At 53.7% G+C, this 10,216-nt stretch carries 13 protein-coding genes; 9 read left to right on the plus strand and 4 right to left on the minus strand.

Annotated elements, in window-relative coordinates:
- From MFF30_RS24615 to MFF30_RS24645, 7 genes are all read left to right on the plus strand, one after another.
- The coding region (locus MFF30_RS24615; RefSeq protein WP_238282838.1) for a hypothetical protein at positions 1–220 on the plus strand (220 nt) is incomplete at its 5' end.
- 329 nt (positions 221–549) lie between these two features.
- Positions 550–1,200 carry a DNA methyltransferase family protein gene (locus MFF30_RS24620; RefSeq protein ID WP_238282839.1) on the plus strand — a complete coding sequence of 217 codons (651 nt, stop codon included), beginning with the start codon at positions 550–552 and terminating at the stop codon, positions 1,198–1,200.
- A gap of 349 nt (positions 1,201–1,549) precedes the next feature.
- The gene (locus MFF30_RS24625; RefSeq protein ID WP_238282840.1) at positions 1,550–2,044 is read left to right on the plus strand and encodes a hypothetical protein; all 495 of its coding nucleotides are present in this window, start codon (positions 1,550–1,552) and stop codon (positions 2,042–2,044) included.
- Between the two features lie 330 nt (positions 2,045–2,374).
- Positions 2,375–2,656: a hypothetical protein gene (locus MFF30_RS24630; protein WP_238282841.1), complete on the plus strand. Its 282-nt coding sequence runs from the start codon at positions 2,375–2,377 to the stop codon at positions 2,654–2,656.
- A 132-nt stretch (positions 2,657–2,788) separates the two neighbouring features.
- Positions 2,789–2,986 (plus strand): hypothetical protein, encoded by a 198-nt coding sequence (locus MFF30_RS24635; protein WP_238282842.1) that lies wholly within the window; start codon positions 2,789–2,791, stop codon positions 2,984–2,986.
- A gap of 120 nt (positions 2,987–3,106) precedes the next feature.
- Positions 3,107–3,955, plus strand: a complete 849-nt coding sequence (locus MFF30_RS24640) for a hypothetical protein (RefSeq protein WP_238282843.1) — start codon at positions 3,107–3,109, stop codon at positions 3,953–3,955.
- 164 nt (positions 3,956–4,119) lie between these two features.
- On the plus strand, positions 4,120–4,932 hold the full coding sequence (locus MFF30_RS24645; protein WP_238282844.1) for a hypothetical protein: 813 nt from the start codon (positions 4,120–4,122) through the stop codon (positions 4,930–4,932).
- 284 nt (positions 4,933–5,216) lie between these two features.
- Here MFF30_RS24645 and MFF30_RS24650 read toward each other — a convergent pair whose 3' ends face one another.
- On the minus strand, positions 5,217–5,780 hold the full coding sequence (locus MFF30_RS24650; protein WP_238282846.1) for a recombinase family protein: 564 nt from the start codon (positions 5,778–5,780) through the stop codon (positions 5,217–5,219).
- A 414-nt stretch (positions 5,781–6,194) separates the two neighbouring features.
- Between MFF30_RS24650 and MFF30_RS24655 the strand changes: the two genes are divergently transcribed.
- Complete coding sequence (locus MFF30_RS24655) at positions 6,195–6,521, plus strand: hypothetical protein (protein ID WP_238282848.1); 327 nt, start codon at positions 6,195–6,197, stop codon at positions 6,519–6,521.
- Between the two features lie 8 nt (positions 6,522–6,529).
- Here the strand turns inward: MFF30_RS24655 and MFF30_RS24660 are convergent, their stop codons facing one another.
- Together MFF30_RS24660 and MFF30_RS24665 are read right to left on the minus strand one after the other, a co-directional pair.
- Entirely contained in the window at positions 6,530–7,495 is a 966-nt protein-coding gene (locus tag MFF30_RS24660; protein WP_238282850.1) for a DUF4435 domain-containing protein, read from the minus strand.
- Positions 7,482–8,867, minus strand: a complete 1,386-nt coding sequence (locus tag MFF30_RS24665) for an AAA family ATPase (RefSeq protein WP_238282852.1) — start codon at positions 8,865–8,867, stop codon at positions 7,482–7,484. The genes MFF30_RS24660 and MFF30_RS24665 overlap by 14 nt, the downstream gene beginning before the upstream one ends.
- A 367-nt stretch (positions 8,868–9,234) precedes the next feature.
- Between MFF30_RS24665 and MFF30_RS24670 the strand changes: the two genes are divergently transcribed.
- A complete protein-coding gene (locus tag MFF30_RS24670) occupies positions 9,235–9,864 on the plus strand; it encodes a recombinase family protein (protein WP_238282854.1) in 630 nt (209 codons plus the stop codon).
- 39 nt (positions 9,865–9,903) lie between these two features.
- Here MFF30_RS24670 and MFF30_RS24675 read toward each other — a convergent pair.
- A partial coding sequence (locus MFF30_RS24675) for a hypothetical protein (RefSeq protein ID WP_238282856.1) occupies positions 9,904–10,216 on the minus strand: 313 nt, incomplete at its 5' end.

A 10,216-nucleotide genomic window follows, 5' to 3' on the forward strand; every position in this document is an offset into this window, starting at 1 on the left:
GGGCAGCACGATGAACGCGACCTTCGAGTATGCGTATGTCTTCACCGCGACAGAGGTCTGTGAGCGGGCGACCGAGCGGTTCGACCGCTTCGTGAAGCATGGTGGAGAGCCTGAGGGTCTCGATTACTGGGACTTCGTGGGTGAGGCCCTGGAGATGCGTGCGCGGGCTCTGGCTGACGAGGCACGGGCTCTAAACTTCGACCTCGATGCCCCCCGCTAGCATCTGACCGCAGAGGGGACGGCCCACGTGATCCTACCCTTCCATCGGAGCGTGGACCCGATCTTGTTCCGGACCATGGCGCTCTGAATCAATGACGGCCTGGAGGTGATCCTCCAGGCCGCTCTCTCATGCAATCGCACTTACTCATCATCTGGACACTATGAAAAAATCAATTCTGCGACAAAATGGATAAAGTCATGCAGAATCAACGTACTACGAAGGAGATTAGGATAGGATTACTGCAATATAACTCAATTCACGAGCATGTCAAGTAGACACAATATTTCCTGACAAATATCAACGGAGGTGCAGGAAAGCGAGAGAACGTTATGCCAGTAAAGAATAACACTACAGCCGAAAATTTTAATAAAAGCGCGAATACGAAGTCTGCCTTACGCAGTAAGGCAACGGTTTCAACGCGCTCTTATCGAACTGCAAGTCGCGCTGCGGCGGATTTTTATCCAACGCCACCAAGCGTAACAGCCGCGCTGTTACAAAATTATCCGTTCGCAAACCAACGCCTGAGTGATCTGACGTGCTTGGAGCCAGCATGCGGCGAGGGTCATATGTCGAAGGTTCTTCAAAAAAGCTTCAAAAGAGTAGTGTCTTCCGATGCGTATTACTACGGATACGGTGATATCAAGGATTTTCTAAGTGGCTCCTACACCTCTGGGCAGTTTGACTGCGTCATTACGAATCCTCCATTCAGATTGAGTGAAAAGTTCGTAATGGAAGCATTGAGGGTATCAAAGCGGTATGTAGCAATAATCGCAAGGACAAGTTTCCTTGAAGGGGTTCGGCGTTATCAGAACATCTTTAAGCCAAGCCCGCCCACCTTGGTGCTGCAATTCACGCGCCGTATCTCTTTCGCGAAAGGTCAAATTAGCTCAATCAATAACGGCGCCACTGCTTTTGCGTGGTATATTTGGGATAAAGAAGCTCCTAGCTCAGAAACAAGGGTCATTTGGACCGGTGATTAACAATACCTGTCGTCTCAAATCTCAGCGGTCATAATCAGGAATACAGCATTTTTGATGCGTATCCGGTCATGACCGCCATTACTTCAACTAAACGATTAATACATAAGGAATCACTATAATCTAATTTTGTGGAACCTTCTGCTGCATTACCAAACTACAAATCATAAATAGAGACACAATCAACATCCAATGTTGCATGAGAACGACGAACAAGATCATCAACGCTGAAGAAACTTCCGAATTGATTCGGTCGAAGCTCATGCTATGCGGGACCCGCACCTGCGCAGGGTACTGGAACTGGTGTCGCTCGCCGTGCTGCGACCGCTGTCGACGGCATCGTGCCCGTGCCATGGCCAATGCGGTGTCCGGCTGGGCTATGTCGCAGCACAGCTTCGCGCTGCGTAAGGTCCAGATTCGGGTGCCGCGCTGCTCCGGCCCGGACAGCCTTCTGAATACGATCAGCCTGACCCGAACGACACTGCGTCGCGCCTTCGACCGCCGCCAGCGCGAGCATGAGCGCTGGGGTAGCATCCGCTGTCTCGGATGCTTCTCGCCCTCGTTTGACAGCGCGGCATGGTCGGCGACGTTCTACGGCGTGCTCGATCTCGGTCGACTTCACGAGGTCACGTTCCTCGATGCGATCGAGCCATTGGTCGAGATTTGCCTTAAGCGGTTCCCGGCTGCGCTAATCCGAGATGACGTCAACTCTCACATGCACTTCGCCTTCTCGACCGCGAGGGGCCTGAGTCTGTGCGATCCGATTCACCTCGCTGCGTACGCGGCCTCGGTCACTGTGCGCGGTGGATTCAAGCCGCTAACGTTCAGACGTGGCCTTCAGGCATGAAGCGACCGTTCAATCTTGCCAAGCTCAGGGCACAAGCGGGGGCGCGGTTGCGCAGCCCTGAGGCACCCATCGATGAGTTGCAACAGCATCAGGTGTGGCTGCTGCCGATCGACTCTGACGACCAGCTACAGCCCCGTTGGCAGACACCACAGGCATGGTGCCGTCAGAACGTCCAGCACCAGCAGGGACATCGATGGAGCCGCCGCTTGGACCGAGATTCCAGCCAGCCCGTGTTCTCATTCTCGGACGAGGCTACGGGCATGATGTTCGCGCTTCGGTTCCGCTAACAATACTTAGATCATAGCATTACGAGGAGACGATGGAGGCGCCATGAGGGCACATCAGATCATTCAGGACTATATCGATCCAACAAGAATGCCGGTCGCTTTGTATAAAGAGATTGTAAGCGCTTTAGCACGTACTAGTGCAACTCCTGCTTCATCCGAATTCATTCAAGTGTTGTATTCTGATGAACGCGACGAACTCGAACTTGAACAGCTTCGCCTTGATCTCACTCAGACACGAGCCGAAGTCGAACAACTCCACGCGGGGGCTGCACGGAATCGCGCCGCCGCTCGTCGTGAACTTGCCGCCGCCGAGGATGACGAATGAGCAGGATTCGCGTCAGGATTCCGTTGTGAAATGCAAGCGAATGACTGAATCATGGTTGGCGAATCCCTACCTCGGCTGAGGTGAAACGGGTATCAAAGCCCAGGACCGGGCCAACGCGAGGGCAAGCTATCGATGGCCAGATCAGCCGAGAACACGCTCGCCGAACTCGACGCGTTCATCGAGGCTGGTGAATCCCGGCGGATCGAGCAGGCCGGGTTGGTCGCCCTCCTGACGGCACAGAACCGCGACGTCCACACGGCGCAACTGACCTTCACGAAATCGAGGATACCCTGGCTACGTTGCGCGCGCGCCGGACGTCTCTCTGGGTAGTCGAACAGAAACTCGCAGGAGCATTTCTGCTGGGGTGATCACCCCGGACGCCGCCTTAAGCTTCTTTCATTGATGCCCTGGTGATGGTTCAGATGATTAGCATCGGCTATTTAGAGCCGCATGGACAAGAATGAGGTCTGGCGGCGCCAGGACGAATTTCGGGCGCTGGCACAAAACTCCGCAGAACGAGCACGCACGCTGCTCGCTGAAGATGACGACCGGTCTGTGACGTATGCCGCCCTTGAGCTTCGGTTCGGGCTCGAAGCCCTGATCTATGCCCACGCGATCAACTATTTGGATGAACTCGGCGACCCGAAGCGGTTGGACTGGCAAGCCCCCAAGCTTCTTGAACAGCTAATCGACATCGATCCATTTGCGGACAGCACCATGTTTCTTCGTGCAGTAGACCCGATAACGGGCGAGCGGCACAATGTTGGCATCGAGCGGCGGCTTGATTTAAAGAAACTAAAAAAGCGCTACTACAAGCTCGGCAACGCTCTTCACGCACCCTCAATCGCCAGTATGGATATAAAAAATCATAAAAATAAGACGGAATGGCGAAGTTACTGTCAAGAGATAATCGCCGTCATTGATGAAGTGCTTGCTTCTAGCGCCGCAGTCGCGGGAGGCGCACATTGTCAGATATTTCAGATGAACTGCTCATGCGGTACAGTTATCCGGCGTCGCACTGACCCTTTATTCGTTCATCGTGTCGATAATACAAAGGGGGCGCCGTCGATTAAGGTGCGATGTCATAATTGTGTAGAGTCGGTCGAGGTCTCAATAAACAAAGCGGGAGATGGATTTGATGTTGCCTCTGATCTGCTCACCTATGAATGTCCTCATAAGGGATGTGGCAATCATAACAAAATATGGGAACAGGAGCTTGTGAATGGGAAAGAAGTAGCCTGCAAGCATTGTGGCGGGCGAATCCTTATGTCCACAATGATCCGGCCCGTTGCTTCTTGAAAGCTAGGCGGGTCTGCGAGCGTGAGGTTGGGTAAGGCCGCGATGGCTGCTTAGAATGGATCACCGACATTCGTTGGGTGTGATGCGAGCGTCGGGTTCACATCCTCAGCAGAAGTTGGCTGCGCGGTCGGCAGCGGACGTTCCACTATCAAAGCGAGGCGGCGATGCCCGAGGTCGAGGATCACGATGACGACGAACACAACGAGCCCATGCCGCGCGAACCAGAGGAGATCGAGACGCACGAACTCGTCGAAGCCCTACGCGGACTGACGCTGCTCGGCGATGATCCCTACCTCGGCATGCAGGCCATGAACGTCGCGCTCGTAGACGGCTTCCTTATGCCGCTGGAGAGCGAAGCCCGCGCCTACCGCTCCGCTGACGAGGGCATCGACATCGGCCACACGATGCTACTGAACGCGCTTAGCCAGCAGTGGCTCTTCGCCGTCTACGAACTCCTGCGGACGTGGCGCGAGCGCGCTAAGAACGTCCTGAAGTGGAAGACCAACGGCGGCCTCGAACTTAAGGCGGCCGCGCTGGAGAAGGGTAAGCCAAGCGACCTGAACCTGGGACGCGACGCTTTCGCCCGCGCGCTCCGGTGCATCATCGGGGACCCGGGGATCACGAAGGAGATCGAGAACGACTTGGCGCGCACACACGTGCTCTTTCGACAGCTTGAATTTCTGCGCGTGGCGCTCGCCAAGCATGAAGTATCGGGCCGCCCGAAGCTGTTCGCTCGGGCGCCCGGCTACGCCCGGATCGATATGTGGACGGGCTCGATGTCCTACGAACTTTCGAACGACTTCGCGATCTTGGGCGAGGTCACCCGCCGATCGTTTGGCGACGGCATCCGGGCACTCGCGACGGATCGGACCGTTCCGACTGAGGAGAGCCTAGCTAGCTACGACGCATTTATGGCCATGAAGCCGGGTGACGTGCCGGACTTCACGGCCCCGCCTTGTCCACCAGCTTTCGGCTAACTCCGGACGTCGTAGCCGCCCTGGCGGGATGTCCGGCTCGGGTCGGAAGCAGCCTCTCAGGATAACGAATCCTTCTGCGTCGCGATCACCACCCCCAGGCGGCAAGGATGCGTTCAGCACCCGTACCTTCCGCCGAGAGATATGCGGATTCGCCTCAGATTCGATCGCAAAACGCAAGCGAATGCCTGAATCATGGTTGGCGAATCTTTAACGAGCGCGACAACGCACTCTAGCCATCATCCAGGCGGGGCTACGATCGCCTGGGGACCCCGGACAGAGCGAGTTCATGCCAGTTGGGCAGTCTGCTCCTGTATGACTCTGTAGACCGATGCTCGGCTGATTTTGAGCGTCGCCATGATCTGCTGAACGCTCTTGCCTTCGCCCTTCAGCCGCATGACGTCATCGGACTGACGCCGCGCCGTTGGCACCCGGCCCTTGAACTTGCCCTTCTCCTGAGCGTAGGCGATTCCAATTCGCTGGCGCTCCAGCATCATCTCCCGCTCGAATTGCGCCACGCCGCCCAGGACGTTCAGCATCAGCTTGCCGGTGGACGTCGTCGTATCGATGCCCATGTTCACGATGCGGATGCCCACGCCCTTCTCCTCAAGGAGTTGAACGATGCTCCACATGTGAGGAACGGAGCGCGCCAAGCGGTCGAGCTTCGTGACGACGAAGACGTCTCCTTTTCGAGCAAACTTGATGGCCTCTTCGAGCTTGGCCCGATCCTTCACGGACGATACCTGCTCGATGAACACCTCATCGCACCCCAGGGCCTTAAGCTCGCTCACCTGCGCTTCGAGGCCAGCCCGCTGATCGAGCGAACTCGTCCTGGCGTATCCAATGATCATGACCGTCCCCGAGGAATCTCTGTGAGACACCCTGTGAGAACTCTACCCCGAAGTCAATGAGACGTTCTTATGAGACACCATAGTGATGGTTTTGGTGTGTCTCGCTCGGGCAGGATCATATGAGACCCTTTTCATGACGGGCGTCAGACGGTTTTTGTGGTGAGCCAAGAGCATCGTCATCGTCGGGAAGCGTCCGACGCTGATGATATCTGACCGCAAATGAGCCGTGCGCGAGGTCAGCCTGCGCAGAGCCAGTATGAATGCCCAGGCGGAACGCTCTGGCGCCGCGGGCGTCGAGGTGAAGGCGGCACGATAGAGCCCAGCGCGTGGTGAAGCGAAAGCGTGATGCGCTCACAGACATGGATGGTCGCCTGCTAATCGCCGCCGTCTCGCCTGCGGACCTGCACAACAACCATGATTGAGTCGTACTGTTGCGAGCTACGCGCCGCCTATGGCCGTTTCTGGCAAACTGCTTTGCCGATTCTACCCATCTGTGAGAGTGCGTTGGCAAAGGCGAACGCGATCACGATCGAGTTTTTCGTGCCTGAGGAGCGGCAGAAAGGCTTCGCCATTCAGCCTTGGTGGTGGGTCATAGAATGCACATTCGATTACATCGGCGGATGCCGCAGGCTGGCTCGCGATCATGAAGCGACGACATCCTTCGCACTTGCTTTCTTTATTTTCATCGCTGCCATGATCCTAATCGGACGGCTGAACGAAAGTTATGAAACGGGGTCTTAAGCAAGTGGTCACGTGGCAGTGGTGGAGGTACCCTGCAAAAACACATCTCGCCTTCTTCTAATAAAATCCATAAGCTCAGGGGGGGTTTCGGCGTAGTTCGTTAGTTCGGAAATAAGTTCTTTTTTTGAAACTCTTTTACTACAGGGCATCTTTTTTGAAAAAGGTTTTTGAGCGGCAGTCCCCTTACTAATCAGATTTTGTAGAAACCAATAGAGAAAAGAAACTTCTTGTTTTCCACGGTAACTCGATTTCGCGGCTCGCGTTTGAAACCATGCAGACGCAACTGCTATTTCTCCCGCTGTTACTGGCGACCTGTCTTTCGCCAAGTCGTTTAGATCAGAAAGAGTGTACCGAGGGACGATAGTTTTCGAGTCGAAATCTGATTCGCAATGAATATCAAAATCGAATTTATCTAAATCCAGCGAGCCGGGGCGTGGCATGTGACGCTGTACCCATCCCCAGTGGTTGAATAAGCTCACCGCTTGGTGGAACTTCTCCTGTAGTTCTTGGTAATCGCGAATCAAATCTTCAATAATTTTAACATCATCGTCGTCATGCACGGCGTCACTGAAAAGCAATGCATGTATCATCTCCGCAACCGAATCTACGCCAGTGTATAGATTTTCAATAGCATACGTGGGGGTTACATAGTTTTCGGGCTGCTCTATTTCAGCAATATCGTCCTCGTAGTCCCTATCGAAAAAGGCCATGTACCTCATTCGCTCACAAGTCTTATTCCCTTTCATAGCCTTAATTAGTGATTTTTCGTTCTTTTTACCCTTTAAGTTTCTATATGACAGTTTGATATTATTACCAACGCAAACCGCAGAGATTCTCAATCGATAATAATCAGCGTCCTTACCCTCCAACAGTACGAAGACTTGGGCTGCATCTTTTTCAAAATCTCGCAAGAGACCATGGAGCGCAACAGCATAAGAATTTCGACCTTCACGGAGCGCTTCAGGCGACGTCATGCTTTTCACCAGCTAATGGTGCCCGAAATTTAACTTCTAACGACCGTGCATACCCGTCAAGTTCGTTCTCGAACACGAATGGCGAATGAGTTGCTGCGATCAGGCAAAACGTTTTTTCAGAGGCGGCTACATCTACCAGAATTTTTTTCTGCCAATCCATTGATAGTGAAAGTTCAGGCTCGTCAAATATTACGATATAGGACGATTTATCTCCGAGATACAACTCAGACATCACGCCTAGAATTTGTTTTTCACCAGACGAAAGCGTCGCTAGATCGAGCTTCGACCCACCTATAGTCTCGTAGACCGAAACAATTGCGTTTAAACCATCATAACGCATTTCTTTATTTGAAAGATAACTGTTACAAACCTGAGCATACCTTTGTAGCGCCGTATCAACTTCCCTTACTTGCTCATATGACTCAATAAGACTTGATAAGAAGAAAGATAGGTGTCCGTTCTCCAGCAAGCGGTCCTCATCAAATAATTTAAGAATCAGCGTGCGCTGAGTATCTGAAACGTAATCTGCAACTCTACCAAGAACTAACTCGATACTCGATCGATCCGAAAGCCTCCGCTTCATCTGCTCTGAAACCGGGGTGTTATCAGCAAGTTGCCCCAACATTTGGCCGCTTACCTGCCCATAAGATTCTACGAAGTGGTCTCGAATCTGCTTCGTTGATTTGCTAAGCCTGTCTTCGACATCTTTCATGCCAAAATGAATATCGAGCGCGGTAAAGCTTCCTTCTTCCTCAGCGCTATCTACTAACTCTTCTAGGTCTTGTTCTACTCGCCTATAAGTCGGAAGATATATTACTGAATGATTGAATTGGCTCTTTAGAAAGGCGCGAAGTTTAGTAACGGACGAATCTTCCGACAGTACTACAAGGTCAAGTTCACCGTCCGGCTCAACATCAATGCTTCGTAGCCTTGATGCGAATATTCCTGGCGGCATTCTCGATAAACGCGCGGCATGTGCAAAAATGGGGTCTTCTCTGAGACTTCCAACCGGGTTTTTCTTTGCCATCGTAATAAGTCTTGAAATTTGCTTATGACTCATGGTTGAATTACGAAGCAAATTTCGGAAAAATAACATTTTCCTCGAATGATCATAATCTTTTGGGGAGAATGTAAAAATATCCGAGTCTGTAAATTTGATATGTATTCTCTCATACTTGAATTTAGACAACTTAGAAAATTCGTTTTTCAAGATACTCTGCAAAATGAAAAGTGCAGTGGTCTTCCCGGAGCCATTATCAGCTATAAACACGCCAATTCGACCCGACATAGAAAAGCTTACGTCCTGTCGACCGTGTAGCCCTTCGATTTTAAAATACTCTAGCTGTGGTTTAGAGACTTCATTCATTTCCATTTCTGGCTCTTTTCATTGTCGCCACAGTTAATAGGCACTTACCATAGGGGAGTGGTTCACCGTACAGCAGCATATCGGTCAAAATAGTGAAACTTTGTAATTACGCGATAGTAAAAAGTTCGAACACAATGTTTGGCTACAATGAGGTCCCTTCAGGTTTACCGAGACGATTCTACACCGTGTTGATAGTCTCGGGCTTCGTCGAACGCCTTAATCTTTCCCATTTTTCCTCTTGCGTTCCAAAATCCCGTTGCGTTTCTAGCCCATCTTCACTCGGAAGTTTCGCATAAATCGCGCTGTTTCGGAACCATGTGTTTCTGGGTCGGGCGGTGGTGCACGGGAATCCGGTTCGTGGGATTCTGCGGGCATGGAGAAGCGCGTCGCCATCTACGCCCGTGTCAGCACGCAGTCAGGGCAAACGGTCGAGAACCAGCTTCGTGAGATTCACGCGGTGGCTGCCCGGCTCGGCTGGGTCGTCGTGGCCGTGTTCACGGACGAGGGCATCTCGGGTGCCAAGGGGCGGGAGCGGCGGCCGGGATACGATGCGCTCCTCAAGGGAGTTGCCCGACGCGAGTTCGATCTGATCGCGGCCTGGAGCGTCTGCCGCCTGGGTCGATCGCTTCAGGACCTTGTCGGCTTCCTGGGCGAGATACAGGCGCGGCAGATCGGTCTGTATCTCCATGTCCAGGGGCTCGATACCACCACGCCCGCAGGCCGTGCGCTTTTCGGGATGCTCTCGGTCTTCTCCGAGTTTGAACGAGCGATGATCCGGGACCGTGTGCAGGCGGGCCTCGACCGAACACGGGCAAAGGGTACGCGCCTCGGCCGCCCCCCGATGGAAGCCGAGCGAATCGAAGAGATTCGCGCGCTGCTCATCGCCGGAACTGGCATCCGGGAGACCGCCCGCAGAATTGGCGCCGGGACGGCCACAGTGCAGCGGATCAGGGCCGCGATGCAGGCACAGCCGGATCGGATCGTGCCCGGCGTGGCCGCATGAGGGGACGGCCCGGAGGATCACCTCCAGGCCGCCTTTGAGTCAGAGGATCGCGATCTTGAAGGCTGCCGCATCCACCTCGCGCTCGAACGCGAAGACGAGGTCCATATCCCCTTGCTCGGATAGCTCCATCCTTGGGGAGCCGAGATCGAGGCCCAGATCGTACGCTCTGCAAACTCGGTCTGCCATCGCCTGTCTGGCGACCACCTGTACGAAGTCGTCCTCGATCAATCCAACCGGGTCTTCGCCAGCAGCGACGAGGATGCCGATGAGGCGCATGGCCTCTACGGCGACCTCGTCTCCAGGGAACGTGTGAGTGTACTCATATGGGAACGGCGCGTTCATCGTGCTGCCC

This window comes from Methylobacterium goesingense (assembly GCF_022179225.1).
GTDB lineage: Bacteria > Pseudomonadota > Alphaproteobacteria > Rhizobiales > Beijerinckiaceae > Methylobacterium > Methylobacterium goesingense.